Raw genomic sequence first — 19,085 nt, forward strand, 5'->3', positions numbered from 1 at the left:
TGCTTCGCAACCCAGCGGGGATAAATCCCCTCGCCACAGGGGAATGCGCCGCACTCATACTCAGGGTTTTCGCAGTGTCTTCTGCCTGAGGATATACACCGTCACCAGCACCGCACTGGTGAGCATGAACCCCCGCGCCCATGGCAGCGGCACCAGGTAGCAGGACAGCAGGATGCTCGCCCACATCAGCCCGATGGCATAGACCTTGCCCTTGAGCGGGATGCCGTTGCCGCTGAGGTAGTCGCTGATCCACGGGCCCAGGCGGGGATGTTCCACCAGCCACTGGTAGAAGCGCGGCGAACTGCGGGCGAAGCAGGCCGCGGCCAGCAGCAGGAAGGGGGTGGTAGGCAGGACGGGAATGAAAATGCCGATGACCCCCAGCACCACGCTCAGCCAGCCGATGGCCAGTAGAGCGTAACGCAGGATCAGCGGGCGGTTGCCGACTGGCGAGGGCACCCGGTCACTCAGTGGTGGCGCGGCTTGAGGATCGCCGGTTTCTCGTCCGGGGCGTTGCACAGCAGGTACAGGGCGGTGAGGGCTTCGGGGATCTGGACGATCATGTCGTCCATCAGGTTCGCGTCGGCGGCGATGTCGGAAAACTCCGGTTGCTCGTCGAACAGGCCGGAACCGACCATGATCGGCAGCAGCATTTCGCTGACTTCCTCTTCGGCGGTTTCGAACCAGGCGGCTTCGCGCAGGAACACGCCTTCCATGAAGCCGATGCACCAGCCACGCAGTTCCGAATCGTCCGGGTCATCGCCCAGGTCCAGTTCGCACGGCAGCTCGAATTCTTCGTCGGACGCCAGTTGACGGGCGATGTGGGCCTTGAGGCCGACCAGGGTGGCTTCGATTTCGGCGCGCTGGGCTTCGTCGCTGTAATGCGGCTCTTCGGCGAACAGGGCATCGATCCACTCACGGTCCGGCACCGTTTCGGCGCAGATCGACAGGGCGGTCAGATAGCCGTGAGCGGCCACGTAGTCCAGCGCTTCCTCGTGCAGCTCATCGGCGTCGAGGAAGACTTGCAGGCGGGTCAGTTGCTCAGCGAAGGACATTACGGGCTACCTTGGGGAATAAACAATGCGGGAATTCTAGGCCTTCTTGAGCGCCCAGGCCAGCCGCGTGGTGTATTTGCCTCTCGACGGTCCGAGGGTCGACACAAATGGGGGGGGCACCGCAGATCAAATGTGGGAGCGAGCTTGCTCGCGATGAGGGTATGGCATTCAACACTGCCCAAGCTGATCCACCGCTATCGCGAGCAAGCTCGCTCCCACAGGGACTGGGGCAACCGGAAGATCGCCAGCACCTCTTGTCAGCAGCGCCCTTTGCGGCGAAGGCCTCGGGTATACTGCCGCGTTTTGTGATGCCCTGCGGCGTCCCGCCGGTTCGAAACGCGCACTTACGATTTGCCGGTGCAGCGTGTGCGATTCTGAACCAGCCTTGCAGGGATGTTTCGGTGATTTTTGGAGTTTCTATGCTCGAACAGGCTCAACGCGTCCTCAAGGACATCTTCGGCTACGACAGTTTCCGTGGCCGCCAGGGTGCCATTATTGAGCGTGTGGCCAGCGGTGGCGATGCCTTGGTGCTCATGCCCACCGGCGGCGGCAAATCCTTGTGCTTCCAGGTGCCGGCGCTGCTGCGCAACGGCCTGGCGGTGGTGGTTTCGCCGCTGATCGCGCTGATGGACGACCAGGTCGCGACCCTCGAGGAACTGGGGGTCGCCGCCGCTTCGCTGAACTCCACCCTCAGCGCCGAGCAACAACGGGACCTGGCGACGCGGATCAAGCGCGGTGAAGTCAAGATGTTGTACCTGGCCCCGGAACGCCTGGTACAGCCGCGCATGCTGGCGTTCCTGCAGAGCCTGGAAATCGCCCTGTTCGCCATTGACGAAGCCCACTGCGTATCGCAATGGGGCCACGATTTCCGGCGTGAATACCTGCAGCTGGGGCAATTGGCGGAACTGTTCCCCGACGTGCCGCGCATCGCCCTGACCGCTACCGCCGACAAGCGTACCCGCGAGGAAATCGTCGAGCGCCTGCACTTGCAGGATGCCGAGCGGTTCCTGTCGAGCTTCGACCGTCCCAATATTTTCTACCGCATCGTGCCCAAGGAGCAGCCGCGCAAGCAATTGCTGGCGTTCCTCGCCGAGCGCCGCAGCGATGCCGGCATTGTCTATTGCCTGTCGCGCAAAAAGGTCGATGAAGTGGCGGCGTTCCTGTGTGAGCAAGGGTTCCCGGCGTTGCCGTATCACGCCGGCCTGCCCAACGACCTGCGGGCCTATCACCAGAAGCGCTTCCTCAACGAGGAAGGCCTGATCATGGTGGCCACCATTGCGTTCGGCATGGGCATCGACAAGCCCAACGTGCGTTTTGTCGCACACCTGGACCTGCCCAAGTCCCTCGAGGCGTACTACCAGGAAACCGGGCGTGCCGGCCGTGATGGCTTGCCGGCCGATGCCTGGATGGCCTACGGCCTGCAAGACGTGGTGATGCTCAAGCAGATGCTGCAGAACTCCGAAGGCGATGAGCGCCACAAGCGCCTGGAGCAGCACAAGCTCGACGCCATGCTCTCGCTGTGCGAAGAAACTCGCTGCCGTCGCCAGACCTTGCTGGCCTATTTTGACGAAGACATGCCCCAGCCTTGCGGGCATTGCGACAACTGCGTCGATGGCGTGGAGACCTGGGACGCCACCGAACCGGCCCGTCAGGCCTTGTCGGCGATTTTCCGCACCGGCCAGCGCTATGGCGTCGGGCACCTGGTGGACGTATTGCTGGGCAAGGACAACGAGAAGGTCCGCAACTTCGGTCACCAGCACCTCTCGGTGTTTGGCGTGGGCAAGGCGCGCACCGAGAGTGAGTGGCGCTCATTGTTCCGGCAACTGGTGGCCCGCGGCCTGGCGGACATCGACCTGGAAGGCTACGGCGGCCTGCGCCTGAGTGCGACTTGCCGGCCGTTGCTCAAAGGCGAGGTCACCCTCGAACTGCGCCGCGACCTCAAGCCGGCAACGGCGGTCAAGAGCAGCAAGAGCCAGGCCAGCCAATTGGTACGCGGCGAAGAGCGCGACCAATGGGAAGCCTTGCGCGCCTTGCGTCGCAAGCTGGCCGAGGAACACGGCGTACCGCCGTACGTCATCTTCCCCGATTCGACGCTGCTGGAAATGCTCCGCAGCCAGCCCACCTCCCTGGCGGAAATGGCCCGGGTCAGCGGCGTGGGGGCGCGCAAGCTGGAGCGTTATGGCGAAGCCTTCCTCCAGGTCCTGGGGGGCGAAGCCGAAGCGCCGAAAGCGGTGGCCGATGTGCGCCACGAGCTCATCACACTGGCCCGGGCTGGCATGACACCGGTGCAGATCGCTGGGCAATTGCAGTGCTCGGAGAAGAACGTCTACACGATGCTGGCCGAGGCCATCGGCAAACAGCAGTTATCCCTGGATCAGGCGCTGGATCTGCCCGAGGAACTGATGGGCGAAGTACAGGACGCGTTCCTGGATGGCGAAGGCGAATTACCGCCAGTATCCGAAGTCGCCGCGCTGTTTGTCGGACGGGTGCCCGAAGGTGTGCTGTACTGCGTCAGGGCTGCGTTGCAGTCGGAATTTGAAGTCTGATCAGTGAGTTGCGCTCCTTTAACGATTCAGTACAAGGCGAGCCTTGCTTGAATCCAAAGCTCATGCTTAGCTGACTAATAATTAGTTTTTCTCTATTTCAGATCTGATGAGTTTTTTATGCCGTTAACCGATCAACACCGTTTTGGCATGCAGTTGGCGCAAATGTCCCGAGGCTGGCGGGCCGAACTGGACCGCCGCTTGGCCGGGCTGGGCCTGTCCCAGGCGCGCTGGCTGGTGCTGCTGCACCTGGCCCGTTTCGAACAGGCGCCGACCCAGCGTGAACTGGCCCAGAGTGTCGCCGTCGAAGGCCCGACTCTGGCCCGGTTGCTCGACAGCCTGGAAACCCAGGGGTTGGTGCAGCGCCAAGCCGTGGCCGAGGACCGTCGGGCCAAGAAAATCGTGCTCTGCGCGCCGGCCTTACCGTTGATCGAACAAATCGAAACCATTGCCACACAGTTGCGACGGGAGCTGTTCGAAGGGGTCGACGAGGCGGACATGCGCGTCTGCATGCGGGTTCACGGCACGATCCTGGCCAACCTGGAAAAATCCTGAGGCAGATCCCTGGCGTCAGACTTTTGAGATTCGTCGGTTAGCGAACTATAACCAGTAGTAAGCGCTCCTATTGGGAGCGTTTACGCCGAGGTTGGTTTTGGTAATCGAAAGGGATACCCATGCTTGAAAGTTTGCAGTCCACGTTGCGCAGTTGGATCAACGTGTCGATCTTCGTGGGTGCCTTGGGGTTTCCGGCCTTGGCGTCAGCGCTGGGGCTTGGCGAGATCACGCTCCATTCCGCCTTGAACCAGCCGTTGCGTGCCGATATCGCCCTGGTCGATGTGGCCGGGATCGGCGAAGGTGAACTGTCGGCCAGCCTGGCGAGTCCGGACGATTTCAATCGTGCGGGTGTGGAGCGGGTGTTCTTTCTCAATAATCTTCGCTTTACGCCGGTATTGCGCGGTGAGCGCAGCTTCATTCGGGTGACCTCCAGCAAACCGGTGAAGGAACCCTTCCTTAATTTCCTGGTGCAGCTCAATCAGCCCAACGGGCGCTTGCTGCGCGAATACACCGTGCTGATCGACCCACCGGGCTCACCGGGTATCGTGCCGGCCCGTGACGAACCGTCCACGCCCCCGCAGCCTGGGACGCCGAGCCAGGCCACACCGGCCATCAAGCCGCCCCCGGCGGTACAGGGCAAGCGCTATACGGTCGTGCAGGGAGACAATCCCTGGGTGATTGCCCAGCGCCTGCATGACGCCGGGAGCAACGCGTCGGTCAATGAGTTGATGCAAGGGATCCAGGCCTTGAACCCCGGCAGCGACCGGCTCTCCATCGGCCAGCGTCTGTTATTGCCCGACTCGGCCGTGCTGCCGACATCGGTTGCAAGCACCGCCGGCCAGGCCTCCGCCGCGTCCGATGAGCAGTTGGCCGCCAGCGTGCTGCAGAACCAGCAACAACAGAAGACCATTGAGGAACTGCAGGCGCGGCTCCAGGCCCAGGATGAGGAAATCGCCGGCCAGCGCCAGCAGATCAGCGAATTGCAGACCCGGCTGGCCGAGACGGCTCCGGCCCCCGTTGCGTCGGCGCAACCGCAACCAGCGCAGCCTGCGTCGGAGCCGGCTCCAGATGTATCCCCCGTTACCGAACCGGCCGCTGAGCCTGAGGGCATCAATTGGACATGGGTGGCGGGGTTGGTGGCCTTGTTGGGATTGCTCGCCTTGTTATTGTTCATTCGACGTCGCCAACAGCAGGCCGAGTTGGAACCGATGACCGAGCGCCCCGAGCCGATGCTGGAGGCGGGCGACGACACCTTTGCATCAATCCCCCGACTCGGAGCCATCCGAGGCCGCGACCTCGTTCAACAACGGTGATGCGCCCCTGGGTGATGTGCTGGAAGGCGTCGGGATCTACCTGACCTACGGCCGTTTCACCGAGGCCGCCGGGCTGTTGCGCGCGGCATTGCTGGCCGAACCGGAACGCACCGACCTGGGCCTCAAGTTGCTGGAAGTATTGGGCAAGCAGGGCGATGTCATCGGTTTCCAGGCCCAGGAACATCATCTGTTGGCACAAGGCGTCGATGCCGGGACGCTGGAAGGATATCCGCGGGCGCTATCCCAAGGTGGCCCTGATCAGCGCACCGACAGTGGAACAGGCGCAACCCTTGGTACCGGCTCCTGCGCCTGAACCTGAACAGGCGCCCAGTGACGAGTTCGAGCTGGACTTGGAAGCACTGTCCATGGAAACCAGTTGGGACCTGGCGGATGACCAGGGCACGCCGGCTGAAGAAAATCTTGCTGCACCACTGGCTGTCGACAGTACCGAGGGCTTGTCGCTTTCAGGTTTCGACGAACCGGAGTTGCAGTGGGAGGCTCCCCTGGAAACCGAGTCGCTGGACGATGCCTTTCTCGATGGCTTTGCCGATGAGGAGCAGGCGCTGGAATTTGAGCCGCTGGCCCTTGAACCTGTCGCCCTGGACACCCTGTCCCTCGAACCCCAGGCCCCGGAGCATTCGGTCAAACTGGAGCAGGCACAGAACTGCATCGACGATGGCGACCTGAAGACCGCCGTCACCCTGCTTGAAGAGCTGCTCGAAGAGGGTGACGAACCCCTCAAGCAGACCGCCCGGGTGCTGCTGGCGGGGATTCGCTAAGTACCATCGAAGTTGTAGTGGCTGGCCTCATCGCGAGCAAGCTCGCTCCCACAGGGATTTGCGTAAGCATCGAGCTCGCGACCGCCAGGGAACCCTTGTGGGAGCGAGCTTGCTCGCGATAGCAATGGGTCAGGCCATCACTCCAGCCCAGGCAAACACCCACCCCCTCAAAACGTCTGCCCCAGGTTCAGGTACACCGCCTGTTCATCGTCGTCGTTAAAGCCATAGCTGAAGTTCAAGGGCCCTAGCGGTGTATCGAAACCTAGGAAAATACTGGCGGCGTTGATGTAACCACTGTCGAACTCGTTGTCGTTGTTCCAGGCCCGGCCGCGCTCCAAGGAGCCACCGATGTACAGCGGGAAGTCCAATGGCAGGTATGCCCGCGGTGTGAGGCGTCGGTAATACACGGCACGCATCAGGCTCATGTTCTGCCCGGATACCCCATCTTCGCGAAAGCCCGACAGTTGCCGCGCGCCACCGAGCACAAAGCTGGAGGTCACCACCTCCGCAGTATCCAGGGTACGGCCATAGCGCCCGCCCAGGATGAAGGTGTCCGGGCCGCTGCTCAGGGCCTTGTCCAGTTTGAATTCCCACTGGCGGTAACGCTGGTCGGAGCCCAGCCCCGGTTCGTATTGGCGCCAGCTCAGGCCGATGTCTTCCCCTTCATGGGGAAAGTACACGCTGTCGAGGGAGTCGAACGAATACTTCAGTTCGTAGAACCCCTCGTTGAAATTCTCGCTGGGTTGGTCGTGGTCGCCGATGCGCACATCGGCCTTGCCCCAGGCCTGTCCGACACCGAAGCGGATTTCGCCGCTGTTGCCGATCTGGCGGCCCACATTGAGCCCGAAGCCATAGCGTTCGACGCGATACTGGGCCACTGGATCGTTGTCCAGGATCGACTCCACGTTGCGGGATTCGAATTGCCCATAGGGGGCTATGAAGTAGCGCGAGCCAACATCCAATGGCTGATAGAACTCGCTGTACAACTCCTGCTTGTCGCCGATCTGCGCCCGGGTCAGCCACTCGGCGCCCAGGCGATTGATGCCGTTGACCCGATAGCTGGCCCCCAGGTTGAAAGCGCTGTCGCCGCGCATGTCGTCCGACAGGCTCAGCCCCAACCGCAGGTAATCGGTGCCGGTGCGTCGGCCCCGGGCGCTGATCACCAAGGTGTGGTCCGGGCCCTTGTGGACCACGCGGTATTGCACCTGTTCGAAGTAGTCCAGGCCGTACAACGTGCCCATGTCGGTTTGCAGGCGCCCCAGGTCCAGCGGCTCGCCGATTTGTTGGCGAATGTAGTAGCGAATCACGTCATCGCCGACTTTCGAATCGTTCTCCACACGAATGGCGGTGATGACCGGCGTGCGTTCGCTGGGCGTGCGTGCGGCCATGAGTTCGGCGTCGGGCGCCTCGGACGGGCGCAGAGGGGCCAGGCGTGCCTCGAGTATCCGGGTGGCGCGGTAGCCGGCGTCGATCATGTCCCGGGCCCGGCCGAAGTCGGTGGAGCCGAAGCTCGCCAAGGCCGGCTGGATCAATACGTCGCTTTTTTTCAGGGTGGCCAGTTGTTCTTCAGAGTTGCGCCGGGTCATTAGGGTGGTCGACTGGTTCAGCACGTCGACCACCGTGACCAGTTGCTTGCGGGTGCGCAGCGGCGTGCCGATATCGACCACGATGGCCACGTCTACGCCCATGTCCCGGGCCACATCCAGCGGGATGTTGTCGGCCATGCCGCCGTCCACCAGCAACCGGCCGTCCAGCTCCACCGGGGCGAACACCGCCGGGATCGACATGCTGGCGCGAATGACCTTGGGCAGGTGGCCTTTGCGGAACACGACTTTTTCGCCGGTGGCGATGTCGGTGGCCACGGCGCGAAATGGGATCGGCAGTTTGTCGAAGTCCCGCGTGTCGCTGGCGTGGGCCAGCAGGCTTTCGAGCAGCAGGGCCAGGTTCTGGCCCTGGATGACCCCCAAGGGCAGGCCGAGGCTGCCGTCGTCACGAAAGCTCAGTTTCTGTTTCACCAGGAAATCGCGGTCATCCTGCTTGCGCCGGAACGGCACGTCCTTGCGTGGCGGCGCATCGGACAAGGCCTGTTGCCAGTCGATGCCCAGGGCGAGTTTTTCCAGTTCGTCGATCTTGTAGCCCGAGGCATACAGCCCGCCGATCACCGCGCCCATGCTGGTGCCGGCAATGGCGTCGATCTTGATGCCTTGCTCCTCCAGGGCCTTGAGCACGCCGATGTGGGCCAGTCCCCGCGCCGCGCCGCCGGACAGCACCAAGCCGATTTTCGGGCGTGGCGCTTCGACGGCCTGGACGAAAAAGGGCAACAGCAGCAGAAGCAGGAGGGGAAGCAGGCGGCGCATCGTCTATCTCGGGGCGGGCGATCAAAGGCAGGTATTATAACGACGCCTTCGAATCCAGGAGTTCACCCGCAATGACCGAACACAAGCCGGAAGTCGTCATCACGTATTGCACCCAGTGCCAATGGCTGCTGCGCGCCGCCTGGCTGGCCCAGGAACTGCTCAGCACCTTCGGCGACGACCTGGGCAAGGTGTCCCTGGTGCCGGGTACCGGCGGTGTGTTCCACATCAGTTGCGACGGTGCGCAAATCTGGGAGCGCAAGGCCGATGGCGGTTTTCCCGAGGCCAAGGTCCTCAAGCAGCGGGTCCGCGACCGGATCGACCCGGAGCGGGACCTGGGCCACAACGATCGGGTTCAATGAGACGCGGCCTGGGCTCCCACCCCCGGTTTCTTCGAGCTGCCCAGTTGGCTTGAGATCACGATGGCCGCGATGATCACCACGCCGCCCAGCAGCATGCGCAGTGTCGGGCGTTCGTCGAACAGCCACCAGGCCATGGCGATGCCGTAGACCGGTTCCATGGCGAAGATCACCGCCGCCGTGCGGGCCTTGACAACCGCCAGGCTGGCGACGAACAGGCTGTGGGCCAGGCCGGTGCAGAACACGCCGAGCAGGCCGATCCACAACCAGTCGATGGGGCGAACGTCGCTCAGTTGTGGCGCGGCCATCGGTAGTAGGCACAACCCGACCACCACGTTCTGGCACAGCGCGGCCTGCACCGGCGGCACATGCGCGGCGCCGGCACGGTTGGTCAATGACAACAGGGAAAACAGCAGCCCCGAAGCCATGGCCCACAGCAGGCCGGTGGTGGCACCGCTGGCCAGGTCGAAGTTCGGCGTGACCAACACCAGGCCGACGCTCACCAACACCACCAGCCAGATTTCATTGGCGCGAATCCGCTCGCGGAAGATCAGCCCCTCGAGCAATACCGTGAAGGCTGGGAAACTGGCGAACCCCAACGTGGCGATTGCCACGCCGGCCACCTTCACGGCGATGAAGAAGCTCACCCAGTGCGCGGCCAGCAACAGGCCCCCGAGCAGCAATCGCCGGCCATCCTGTGCCCGCAGTTTCTGCCAGCGGCTGCTGCTGGCGAACCGGGCGAACATCGCCAGGGCCAGCACGGCGAAGACGGCGCGACCGAACACGATGACCGCTGGCGAAGCCGCGGCGAGTTTGCCGAAGACACCGGTCAGGCCAAACATGAGTGCGCCAATGTGCAGGGCGCCGAGGGCGGTACGAGGTGTCATTTCAATCCTTTCAACCGATAAGCCATAGCGGGACGGTGAGCGTCTTCTGAGGGAGCGAGCTTGCTCGCGATAGCGGTGGTTCAGGCAATGCAGAAATTGACTGACAGATAGCAATCGCGAGCAAGCTCGCTCCCACACTGGATTTTCAGCAGGCACAAAATTCATGTGCACCCAGTTCCCCTGTGGGAGCGAGCTTGCTCGCGATGAGGCCAGCAAACCCAACATCCATGTAACTGAACCACCGCCTTCGCGAGCAGGTTCGCTCCCACAGGACTGTTCCCCCTCACAGATTGCAGTATTTAAGCGCGGGTGGGGCGGCAGGGTCTGTCGCGATCCTAGCGATTTTTAACGCGCATCTAGCGTTGGCGCCGCAGCTTACCCGGCGAGGCACCGAACTCTCGCAGCACCGCCGCGGCGAAAGCACTCTGAGAGCTGTAGCCGACCCGGTGGGCGATCTCGCCGATGGGCAGGTCCGACTCGCGCAACAACGCCACGGCCTGATGCAAGCGGCGGCTGCGGATGTACTCCATTGGGGTTTGTCCGCACTCGGCGATGAAGCGCGCATGCAGGCGTGCGCTGGAAAGGCCGGCGACCCGCGCCAGGTCCGCCACTTGCAGCGGGTAGGCGGCGTTCTGGTCGATGTGGGCGTTGAGCGCGGCGTAGGGCAGGCGCCGGCCACCGAGGGTGTGCTGGCGAACGCCATTGAGACTCGCCAGCAGCAGCACCGCGCCTTGCTGGGCAATCACCGGGTCGTCCACCGGGCTGCCCGCCAGCCAACTGACCAACTGGCTTTGCCCCGCGTCCAAGGGCAGGCGAGCGCTGTCGTCGAGCAAGCGGCGACTGGCGTCGGCATGATCCCCCAGGCATTGCCCGACCCAATCGTCACTGGGCACATCCAACACCAGGCAGCGACTGCCCTGGGGACTGCCACAGGCATGATGGGCTCCGGCGGGTACCACCACGAAACTCTGTTGCACCACCTGGCTGCCACGCCCTTCGACCTCGAAGTCCAGCGCGCCGGACAACCCGAACACCAGTTGCGCGTGGTCGTGGCTGTGGACAATCAAATCGTGGCTGTAGTGGCGTAGCGTGAGGATCGGTCGCATCGCGGTCTCCCGGGTCAGGCCGCCAGCATACACCGAGGGCACACCGCCTCGCGCTGTCATGGAATAGACTTGTGTTTGTCATGGGCCATTAACCGCTGGCGTGCACAGTGGCGAAAACGATCAGAGGGTTGCCCAATGACCAGCGCCGAGCTCGCCAAACCCAGCCGCAAGCAGCGTGTTCGCACCCTGTGGATTTCCGATGTGCACCTGGGCACCCGGGATTGCCAGGCCGAGCACTTGTCGCAGTTTCTCAAGGGCTACCACGCCGACAAGATCTACCTGGTGGGTGACATCATCGATGGTTGGAAACTGCGCGGTGGCATGTATTGGCCCCAGGCCCACACCAACGTCATTCGCCGCTTGCTGACCATGAGCAAGCGCGGCACCGAAGTGATCTACGTCACCGGGAACCATGACGAATTCCTGCGGCGCTATTCGAAGTTGATCCTGGGCAATATCCAGTTGGTGGACGAAGCGGTGCACGTCACTGCCGATGGCCGGCACCTGTTGGTGATCCATGGCGACCAGTTCGACGTCATCACCCGTTACCACCGTTGGTTGGCGTTCCTCGGTGATTCGGCCTACGAGTTCACCCTCACGCTGAACCGCTGGCTCAATCATTGGCGGGCCCGTTATGGCTACGGCTACTGGTCGCTGTCGGCGTACCTCAAGCACAAGGTCAAGACCGCTGTCAGCTTCATCAGCGATTTTGAAGAAGCCATCGCCCACGAGTGTGTGAAGCGCGAGCTGCATGGCGTGGTCTGCGGGCACATCCACCATGCCGAGATGCGTATGGTGGGTGAGGTGGAATACCTCAATTGTGGCGATTGGGTCGAATCCTGCACCGCGCTGATCGAGCATTGGGATGGGTCGATCGAGTTGTATCGGTTGGCTGAGGCCCAGGCGCGGGAGGCGTTGGTCAAAGCTGAGTTGAAAGTGACCGAGCCGGTGTAGGCCTTCATGACGCCATCGCGGGCAAGCCTTGCTCCCACATGTACTCACTGTCTATGAGAGCAGGCAACACCTGTGGGAGCAAGGCTTGCCCGCGATGGACCGCGCAGCGGCCCCCAGAAATCTGTCAGCCAGAAGGCTGCTCCGTCATCGCCGCCTTGTAGATCGACTGCTTCGGCGCGGCAAACACCCTTTCCAGCATCGGCTCGAAGAAACTCAACGGCAGTGTGTCGTACTCGGGATCGAACGCCGCTGCGTCATATTTCGCACAAAAGTCGACCGTCGCCTGGTACTGCGGATGTTCGAAAAACTGCTCGCGCAGGTACCGGTCCATGCCCAGGTGATGGAAGAAGTAATAACCCTGGAAAATCCCGTGCTTCTCCACCATCCACAGGTTCTCGGCGCTGACGAAGGGCTTGAGGATCGCCGCGGCGATGTCCGGGTGGTTATACGAACCGAGGGTGTCGCCGATGTCGTGGAGCAGGGCGCAGACCACGTATTCCTCGTCCCGCCCGTCCCGGTAGGCGCGGGTGGCGGTTTGCAGGGAATGGGTCAGGCGATCCACCGGGAACCCGCCGAAATCGCCGTCCAGCAGTTTCAAGTGGGCCAGGATCCGCCCCGGCAATTGCCGTGCGTAGGCGCTGAAGTCGGCCGCGATGATCGCCCAGTCTTGTTGAGTCCCTTCCTGCATGTGGGTAAAGCGCGCATGGTTGCTCATGGGTAGTCCTTATCAGAACGCGACCTTGCCCCGCAGCATGTCGCGGTACATGACGAAATCGCCGAGCAGGCTGTAGAGCGGATGCTGGAAAGTGGCGGGACGGTTCTTTTCGAAGAAGAAGTGCCCGACCCAGGCGAAGCCGTAGCCGGCGACGGGCAGGGCGAGCCACAGCCACCCGCTACCCACGACGAGGGCGAGGACGAACACCAGGATGACCAGGGAGGTGCCGATGAAATGCAGTCGTCGGCAGGTGCTGTTGCTGTGTTCGCTGAGGTAATACGGGTAAAACTCGGCGAAGGTATTGAATCGTTTAGCGTTTTCCACGACGGCTGACTCTGTGGTTATTGTTCTGGCGACCGATGCATCCAGCGGCTTACTTTGAGTCTAGAGCCATGATGTGCAACAGCCAGTGACAATCAGCGCCACTTTAGTATCCTTCGCAAATCCAGCCGTACCCTGCGGCTCGTCATGCAAGTAAAACGTCATGAGCGAACGAACCACTTCTTCAAGCTGGGCTATGGGGATTGTCAAGGCGTTGGAAATGGACGGCCTGGATTGTCGGGTGCTGTTCAAGCAACTGGGGCTGGACTTTGATGCACTGGACGATCCGGATGCGCGTTTCCCCCAGGATTCGATGACGCGGCTCTGGCAACGGGCGGTGGAATTGTCGGGTAACCCGGCCATTGGCTTGAACATGGGTAAGGTGGTGCGCCCAGCCTCGTTCCACGTGGCGGGTTACGCCTTGATGTCCAGTCGCACCCTGGTGGAGGGTTTCCAACGGCTGGTGCGTTACCAGCGGATCATTGCCGAAAGCGCCGACTTGAGTTTTCGCCAGTTGGAAGAGGGCTACGGGTTGATCCTGACGGTGCATGGCGACCACCTGCCGCCGACCCGTCAAAGCGCCGAAGCGTCCCTGGCGTGCGCGCTGGCCCTGTGCAGTTGGTTGACCGGGCGCACCCTGCGCCCGGTGAAGGTGTTGTTCCAAGGCGCGGAGCCCTCGGACCCGGCGCCTTATCAGCGAGCCTTCCCCGCGCCGCTGGTGTTCGGTGCGCCTTATGACGCGCTGATCTTTGAACGGGCCGACATGGAGGCGCCGCTGCCGACGGCCAACGAAGCCATGGCCCAGCTTCACGACCGGTTTGCCGGGGAGTACCTCGCGCGTTTTTCGGAAAGCCGCGTGACCCACAAGGCGCGACAAGTATTGTGTCGGCTGCTGCCCCAGGGCGAACCCAAGCGAGACGTGGTGGCGCAGACGCTGCACCTGTCGCAGCGCACCTTGCAACGGCGCTTGCAGGAAGAAGGCACCAGTTTCCAGAGCCTGCTCGAAGACACCCGTCGCGAACTGGCCGAGCAGTACCTGGCGCAGTCGGGCATGACGTTGCTGGAGATCGCCTATCTGCTGGGGTTCGCCGACCCGAGCAATTTTTTCCGGGCGTTTCGCCGCTGGTTCGACACCACACCCGGCGAATACCGGGCGCGATTGGCTAGCCAGCCGTAACCGGTCAGTGGCGCCAGAACGCCGGGATACACAGCACGAACACCGTGATGATCTCCAATCGGCCCAGCAGCATGCCCGCCGACAGAATCCATTTGGCCGCGTCCGGCAACGGTGCGAAGTTGCCGGCCGGTCCGATGGTTTCCCCCAGCCCCGGGCCGACGCCCGACACGGTACTGGCCGCGCCGGTCAGGGCCGTCATCCATTCCACCCCCAGCAGTGACAGCAGCAGGGCGATCACGCAAATGGTGATGGCAAAGAAGAACGAGAACGTGAGGATCGAACGGACGATCTCTTCGTCGAGGCGATGACCGTTGTATTTCTGCTTGATCACCGCGCGGGGGTGGATCAGTTGATTAAGGTTGGCCCGAAGCAGGATGTAGGCGACCTGGAAGCGGAAAATCTTGATCCCGCCGGCCGTCGACCCCGAACAACCGCCAACGAACCCCAGGTAGAAGAACAGCATCAGCGAGAAATTGCCCCACAGGCTGTAGTCCCCCAGGGCGAAGCCGGTGGTGGTGACGATGGACGTCACGTTCAGCGCCACGTGCCGCAGCGCGTCCAGCCAATGCAGGTCGGTGGTGGCCCAATACCAGGTGCCGAGCACCAGCCAGGTCACCAGCAGCACGCCGATAAGCCCCTGGACCTGCTGGTCCTTGATCAGCGCCCGGCGATTGCCTCGCAGCGTCGAGACATACAGGGCAAACGGCAGGCTGCCGAGGATCATGATGACGATGGCGACCCAGTGCACCGCCGGTTGGGTCCATTTGGCCAAGGACAGGTCCGAGGTGGAGAAACCGCCGGTGGAGATCGCCGACATCGAATGGTTGATAGCATCGAACAGGCTCATCCCGGCCCACCAGAGCGCCAGGGTGCCGAAAATGGTGATGCCCACGTAGGACGCCACGATCAGCCGCGCCACCATGTGGGACCGGGGCATGACTTTTTCCGAGCGGTCCGACGACTCGGTCTGGAACAGCCGCATGCCACCAATGCGCAGCAAGGGCAGGATCGCTACCGCCATGCCGATGAAGCCGATACCGCCGAGCCAGTGCAGCAACGAGCGCCACATCAGGATGCCCGGAGACATGGTGTCCAGGCCGCTCAGCACGGTAGCGCCGGTGGCGGTGATGCCCGACATGCTTTCGAAGAACGAGTCCGTATAGCTGATGTGCTGGGTCAGCAGGAACGGCAGCGCAGCGAAGATGCACACCACCAGCCAGCTGCTGACGGTCAGCAGGTACATGTCCCGCGGTCGCAGGTGGATGTGTTCCGGGCGCCCGGGAAGCACCAGTGCCAGGCCGGCGACGAAGGTGATCATGCTCGACCAGAGGAACGACGGCAGGTCGCGGGTGCGCTCGAAGACCATCAGCGTGATCATGGGCACAACCATGAAGATCGCCAGGGTGATCAGGAAGATGCCGATGATGAAACCAATGATCCGCAGGGTCGGCAACGCCATGAAGTCCGCTCAGGCTGAAAGGGAAGGGCGCCATTCTACCTGCGACAAGCGGCATGTAAACCAGCAGCCGGCGGGGCCTGGGCGCCTGGCCGCGGAATTTGCGCTAACGGACTCGCCGCACAGCAACTAGAATAGCCAAACATTTTTTCAGGAGGTGGCCGATGCAGGCTCTCGACGCTTTGCTCAACCGTGTTTCCGTCCCGCGCCTGGTGGAGCCGGCCCCCACGCCGGAACAGCGCGAACTCATGTTCGCCGCGGCCATGCGCGCGCCGGATCACGGCCAGTTGCGGCCATGGCGCTTTCTGACGATCGAGGGGCAGGCGCGGCATCGCATGGGCGAACTGCTGGCCGAAGCGGCGAAGTTCAATGACCCGCTGGTACCCGAAGCCGTCGTGGAAAAAGCCCTCAACGGCCCTTTGCGCGCGCCCCTGGTCGTGGTGGTGATCGCCCGCCTGCAGGACCATTTCAAAATCCCGAAATCCGAGCAACTGCTGGCGGCCGGCTGCGCGGCCCATGGCATCTTGTTGGCTGCGTACGCCCAAGGTGTCGGTGGGGTGTGGCGTACCGGTGAGCTGGCGTATTCGCCGCATGTGGCCAGGGGACTGGGTCTTGAAGATGGGGAAGAGGTGATCGGATTCCTCTATCTGGGCACGCCGCAGAAAGAAGCGCGTACGGCACCGCAGGAAGATGTCGGGCAGTTTGTCCGCGAGTGGACTGGCCAATAATTGCTCAACGGCGGCGGATGACTTGAGGCTGGTTTGATCCACCGTGGCGAGGGAGCTTGCTCCCGCTGGGCGGCGAAGCCGCCCCAAGAAGCAATGCAATCTTCCAGGCATGCCGCGCCAAGCCTTTTTACGACTGCTGCGCAGCCGAGCGGGAGCAAGCTCCCTCGCCACAAAATCTACAGCCGACGGTGGTGTTATTTACACGCGTCCGCAATCGCCTCGGCCAGCAGATCCAAACGCGTGGCGTCGATGCCGGCTACATTGGCCCGGCCGGTGCCGACCATGTAGACGCTGTGGCGCTCGCGCAGATGCTTGACCTGTTCCGGCGTCAGGCCAGTGTAGGAAAACATCCCACGTTGCACGCCGATATGGGCGAAGCGCTCGCGCAAACCATGGAGTTCGAGGGCTTCCAGCAAGCCGCTGCGCAATTGCGCGATACGCAGGCGCATGGTCTGGACTTCATCGGCCCACAGGCTTTTGAGTTCCGGGTTGCCGAGGATGGTCGCCACCACGGCCGCGCCATGGTCCGGCGGCGTCGACCACAGGTTGCGGGCGATATTGGCCAGTTGGCTGCGGATATCCAGCAGCTTCTCGCCATCCCGGGCGCAGACGATCAGCGCACCGGTACGGTCGCGGTACAGACCGAAATTCTTCGAACAGGAACTGGTGACCAGCACTTCCGGCAGGGCCTGGGCAAACAGCCGGACCGCCCAGGCGTCCTGCTCCAAGCCATCGCCGAAGCCTTGGTAGGCAAAGTCGATCAGCGGTAGCAGGTCGCGGCTGCGCACCACCTCCAGCACCTGACGCCATTGCTCATGGGACAGGTCGAACCCGGTGGGGTTGTGGCAGCAGGCGTGCAGTAGCACCACATCGCCTTTGGGTGCCTGGCTCAGGGTCGCCAGCATCGCCTCGAAATCCAGGCGGTTATCGGCGCCCACATACGGGTAGTGACTGACCTTGACCCCGGCCGCGGCGAAGATGGTTTCGTGGATCGGCCAGGTCGGGTTGCTCAGCCATACGCCACGGCCCGGCAGGCACTGGGCGATGAAGTCGGCGCTCAGGCGCAGGGCGCCGGTGCCGCCCGGTGTCTGGGTGGCGCCGGCGCGTTTTTCGCTGATCAACGGCGAGTCGGCCCCCAGCACCAGCGCATTGATCAACTGGCCGAACGCGGCGTCGCCATGGCCGCCGATGTAGGTCTTGGTGGTCTGGCGATCCACCAGCCGCTGCTCGGCCTGCTTCACTGACTGAAGAATCGGCGTCAGGCCCTGGGCGTCCTTGTAGACCCCCACGCCCAGGTCGAACTTGCTCGGGTTGCTGTCCGCCCCGTAGGCCTCCATCAGGCCGAGGATCGGGTCGCCGGGTACCCGGCCGATGGCATCGAAATGCATTACTTGCGGCCCTCGGCGGTCTTGGCCACGTCATCGGTGCGGGCGGCCATGATGAAGTCATTGCGGTGCAGGCCCTTGATGGAGTGGCTCCACCAGGTCACGGTGACTTTGCCCCATTCGGTGAGCAGGCCTGGGTGGTGGCCTTCGGCCTCGGAGATCTCGCCGACGGCATTGGTGAACGCCAGGGCGTGCTTGAAATTCTTGAACAGGAAAACTTTCTCCAGTTGCATCACGCCGTCGCGCACTTCGATGTTCCAGTCGGGGATCTGCTTGATCAGCACCGGCAGTTCTTCGTCGCTGACTTGCGGGGCATCGGCGCGGCAGGCTTCGCAATGGGCTTGGTTCAGAGTGTTCATGGTGTGTTCCTGGATCGAATATTTGGAAAACGTCGATGCACCCACGCTAAAGCAAAGCCGCGTTGTGCAACAGACTCAATTGGGCTTAAAAGATGCGGTTCACGCTGCTTTTGGTGGGAATTTCGGGGCATGCAAGCCCAGCTCCCGACCGCGCTTGACCATGCCCATGATGTCTTCGTGGGCCAGGTCGAACAGCCGCTTGAGCTCGGGCAGCACGAAATACACCGGTTGCAGGATGTCGATGCGATACGGCGTGCGCATGGCTTCCAACGGATCGAACGCTTGATGCTCCGGCTCGTCCGACAGGCAGTACACAGTTTCCTTGGGCGAAGACAGGATGCCGCCGCCGTAGATGCGCCGGCCCTGCGGGGTCTGCACCAGGCCGAACTCGATGGTCATCCAATACAGGCGCGCCAGGTAAACCCGTTCTTCCTTGGACGCCTGTAGGCCGAGCTTGCCGTAGGTGTGGGTAAATTCCGCAAACCAGGGGTTGGTCAGCAGCGGACAGTGGCCGAAGATCTCGTGGAAAATGTCCGGCTCTTGCAGGTAATCCAGCTCTTCCCGCGTACGAATAAAGGTCGCCACCGGAAACTGCTTGCTGGCGAGCAATTCGAAGAAGGTCTGGAAGGGGATCAGCGCCGGTACCCGGGCGACTTGCCAGCCGGTGGTCGCGCCTAGCACCTTGTTGATTTCGTCCAGTTGCGGGATGCGGTCGTGGGGCAAGCCCAGCTTGTCGATGCCGTCCAGGTATTCCTGGCACGCACGGCCTTCGATGACTTTCAGCTGGCGGGTGATCAGCGTGTTCCACACTGCGTGTTCTTCGGCGGTGTAGTGGATAAAACCTTGCGCATCGGGCTCGCGGGCCACGTACTGCGTCTGCTTCATGCTGTTCTCCTGCTGATTTCCCTCAGGGGGAAGGCTGTTTGTTTTTATGTCCAGCGATGCATTAGAGATAACGCGAAGCAGGGATGTGTGCAGCCGGCAGACGAGAGTTCGTATGGCGATAACGAGGCAATTTCGTAAAGTTTTCGTTACGTATTGA

17 protein-coding genes and 1 pseudogene are annotated in these 19,085 nt (G+C 62.6%); 7 read left to right on the forward strand and 11 right to left on the reverse strand.

Translation table 11 applies throughout. The features are described 5' to 3' along the window. Window positions 1–60: 60 nt before the first annotated feature. Window positions 61–456, reverse strand: coding sequence for a YbaN family protein (locus PSH84_RS12260; RefSeq protein WP_122569046.1), 396 nt, complete (start codon window positions 454–456; stop codon window positions 61–63). 8 nt (window positions 457–464) lie between these two features. Next, window positions 465–1,052: a UPF0149 family protein gene (locus tag PSH84_RS12265; RefSeq protein ID WP_060738682.1), complete on the reverse strand. Its 588-nt coding sequence runs from the start codon at window positions 1,050–1,052 to the stop codon at window positions 465–467. Between the two features lie 419 nt (window positions 1,053–1,471). Between PSH84_RS12265 and recQ the strand changes: the two genes are divergently transcribed. From recQ to PSH84_RS28770, 3 genes and pseudogenes are all read left to right on the forward strand, one after another. Beyond that, a complete protein-coding gene (recQ, locus tag PSH84_RS12270) occupies window positions 1,472–3,598 on the forward strand; it encodes a DNA helicase RecQ (protein ID WP_122569045.1) in 2,127 nt (708 codons plus the stop codon). A 117-nt stretch (window positions 3,599–3,715) separates the two neighbouring features. Beyond that, complete coding sequence (locus PSH84_RS12275; protein WP_003199001.1) at window positions 3,716–4,150, forward strand: MarR family transcriptional regulator; 435 nt, start codon at window positions 3,716–3,718, stop codon at window positions 4,148–4,150. 119 nt (window positions 4,151–4,269) lie between these two features. Next, window positions 4,270–6,242: pseudogene (locus PSH84_RS28770) on the forward strand (FimV/HubP family polar landmark protein). 167 nt (window positions 6,243–6,409) lie between these two features. Here the strand turns inward: PSH84_RS28770 and PSH84_RS12295 are convergent. Then, window positions 6,410–8,599, reverse strand: a complete 2,190-nt coding sequence (locus PSH84_RS12295; protein WP_122569043.1) for a patatin-like phospholipase family protein — start codon at window positions 8,597–8,599, stop codon at window positions 6,410–6,412. Window positions 8,600–8,670: 71 nt separating this feature from the next. Here PSH84_RS12295 and PSH84_RS12300 point away from each other — a divergent pair, with 71 nt between their 5' ends. Further along, complete coding sequence (locus tag PSH84_RS12300; protein WP_060738678.1) at window positions 8,671–8,958, forward strand: Rdx family protein; 288 nt, start codon at window positions 8,671–8,673, stop codon at window positions 8,956–8,958. Here PSH84_RS12300 and PSH84_RS12305 read toward each other — a convergent pair. Then, window positions 8,952–9,842 (reverse strand): DMT family transporter, encoded by an 891-nt coding sequence (locus PSH84_RS12305; RefSeq protein WP_122569042.1) that lies wholly within the window; start codon window positions 9,840–9,842, stop codon window positions 8,952–8,954. The two genes, PSH84_RS12300 and PSH84_RS12305, sit on opposite strands and share 7 nt — an antisense overlap. Before the next feature lie 356 nt (window positions 9,843–10,198). Then, complete coding sequence (locus PSH84_RS12310) at window positions 10,199–10,948, reverse strand: helix-turn-helix transcriptional regulator (protein ID WP_122569041.1); 750 nt, start codon at window positions 10,946–10,948, stop codon at window positions 10,199–10,201. A 135-nt stretch (window positions 10,949–11,083) separates the two neighbouring features. Between PSH84_RS12310 and PSH84_RS12315 the strand changes: the two genes are divergently transcribed. Next, on the forward strand, window positions 11,084–11,902 hold the full coding sequence (locus PSH84_RS12315; RefSeq protein WP_122569040.1) for a UDP-2,3-diacylglucosamine diphosphatase: 819 nt from the start codon (window positions 11,084–11,086) through the stop codon (window positions 11,900–11,902). Between the two features lie 124 nt (window positions 11,903–12,026). On the opposite strand, the gene PSH84_RS12320 is transcribed toward PSH84_RS12315, so the two are convergent. After that, complete coding sequence (locus PSH84_RS12320) at window positions 12,027–12,617, reverse strand: HD domain-containing protein (protein WP_305470222.1); 591 nt, start codon at window positions 12,615–12,617, stop codon at window positions 12,027–12,029. 12 nt (window positions 12,618–12,629) lie between these two features. Beyond that, entirely contained in the window at window positions 12,630–12,941 is a 312-nt protein-coding gene (locus PSH84_RS12325; RefSeq protein ID WP_122569038.1) for an Mpo1-like protein, read from the reverse strand. 160 nt (window positions 12,942–13,101) lie between these two features. On the opposite strand from PSH84_RS12325, the gene PSH84_RS12330 reads away from it, so the two are divergent. Then, a complete protein-coding gene (locus tag PSH84_RS12330) occupies window positions 13,102–14,115 on the forward strand; it encodes an AraC family transcriptional regulator (protein ID WP_305483012.1) in 1,014 nt (337 codons plus the stop codon). A 4-nt stretch (window positions 14,116–14,119) separates the two neighbouring features. On the opposite strand, the gene PSH84_RS12335 is transcribed toward PSH84_RS12330, so the two are convergent. Beyond that, window positions 14,120–15,574, reverse strand: a complete 1,455-nt coding sequence (locus PSH84_RS12335) for a TrkH family potassium uptake protein (RefSeq protein ID WP_122569036.1) — start codon at window positions 15,572–15,574, stop codon at window positions 14,120–14,122. 161 nt (window positions 15,575–15,735) lie between these two features. Here PSH84_RS12335 and PSH84_RS12340 point away from each other — a divergent pair, with 161 nt between their 5' ends. Beyond that, entirely contained in the window at window positions 15,736–16,299 is a 564-nt protein-coding gene (locus PSH84_RS12340; protein ID WP_122569035.1) for an NAD(P)H nitroreductase, read from the forward strand. 194 nt (window positions 16,300–16,493) lie between these two features. Here PSH84_RS12340 and PSH84_RS12345 read toward each other — a convergent pair whose 3' ends face one another. From PSH84_RS12345 to phhA, 3 genes are all read right to left on the reverse strand, one after another. Next, window positions 16,494–17,687, reverse strand: coding sequence for an amino acid aminotransferase (locus PSH84_RS12345; RefSeq protein ID WP_305483013.1), 1,194 nt, complete (start codon window positions 17,685–17,687; stop codon window positions 16,494–16,496). Beyond that, window positions 17,687–18,043, reverse strand: a complete 357-nt coding sequence (locus PSH84_RS12350; RefSeq protein WP_003184087.1) for a 4a-hydroxytetrahydrobiopterin dehydratase — start codon at window positions 18,041–18,043, stop codon at window positions 17,687–17,689. The genes PSH84_RS12345 and PSH84_RS12350 overlap by 1 nt, the downstream gene beginning before the upstream one ends. Window positions 18,044–18,142: 99 nt before the next feature. Next, window positions 18,143–18,928 (reverse strand): phenylalanine 4-monooxygenase, encoded by a 786-nt coding sequence (phhA, locus tag PSH84_RS12355; protein ID WP_122569033.1) that lies wholly within the window; start codon window positions 18,926–18,928, stop codon window positions 18,143–18,145. Window positions 18,929–19,085: the final 157 nt, after the last annotated feature.

This window comes from Pseudomonas beijingensis (genome assembly GCF_030687295.1).
GTDB lineage: Bacteria > Pseudomonadota > Gammaproteobacteria > Pseudomonadales > Pseudomonadaceae > Aquipseudomonas > Aquipseudomonas beijingensis.

Bases quoted from the DNA above. Each gene is read 5' to 3' on its own strand.
- recQ (WP_122569045.1), top strand. From the start codon at position 1,472: ATGCTCGAACAGGCTCAACGCGTCCTCAAGGACATCTTCGGCTACGAC.
- PSH84_RS12335 (WP_122569036.1), bottom strand. From the start codon at position 15,574: ATGGCGTTGCCGACCCTGCGGATCATTGGTTTCATCATCGGCATCTTC.
- phhA (WP_122569033.1), bottom strand. From the start codon at position 18,928: ATGAAGCAGACGCAGTACGTGGCCCGCGAGCCCGATGCGCAAGGTTTT.
- PSH84_RS12310 (WP_122569041.1), bottom strand. From the start codon at position 10,948: ATGCGACCGATCCTCACGCTACGCCACTACAGCCACGATTTGATTGTC.
- PSH84_RS12265 (WP_060738682.1), bottom strand. From the start codon at position 1,052: ATGTCCTTCGCTGAGCAACTGACCCGCCTGCAAGTCTTCCTCGACGCC.
- PSH84_RS12340 (WP_122569035.1), top strand. From the start codon at position 15,736: ATGCAGGCTCTCGACGCTTTGCTCAACCGTGTTTCCGTCCCGCGCCTG.
- PSH84_RS12350 (WP_003184087.1), bottom strand. From the start codon at position 18,043: ATGAACACTCTGAACCAAGCCCATTGCGAAGCCTGCCGCGCCGATGCC.
- PSH84_RS12295 (WP_122569043.1), bottom strand. From the start codon at position 8,599: ATGCGCCGCCTGCTTCCCCTCCTGCTTCTGCTGCTGTTGCCCTTTTTC.
- PSH84_RS12315 (WP_122569040.1), top strand. From the start codon at position 11,084: ATGACCAGCGCCGAGCTCGCCAAACCCAGCCGCAAGCAGCGTGTTCGC.
- PSH84_RS12330 (WP_305483012.1), top strand. From the start codon at position 13,102: ATGAGCGAACGAACCACTTCTTCAAGCTGGGCTATGGGGATTGTCAAG.
- PSH84_RS12305 (WP_122569042.1), bottom strand. From the start codon at position 9,842: ATGACACCTCGTACCGCCCTCGGCGCCCTGCACATTGGCGCACTCATG.
- PSH84_RS12345 (WP_305483013.1), bottom strand. From the start codon at position 17,687: ATGCATTTCGATGCCATCGGCCGGGTACCCGGCGACCCGATCCTCGGC.
- PSH84_RS12320 (WP_305470222.1), bottom strand. From the start codon at position 12,617: ATGAGCAACCATGCGCGCTTTACCCACATGCAGGAAGGGACTCAACAA.
- PSH84_RS12275 (WP_003199001.1), top strand. From the start codon at position 3,716: ATGCCGTTAACCGATCAACACCGTTTTGGCATGCAGTTGGCGCAAATG.
- PSH84_RS12300 (WP_060738678.1), top strand. From the start codon at position 8,671: ATGACCGAACACAAGCCGGAAGTCGTCATCACGTATTGCACCCAGTGC.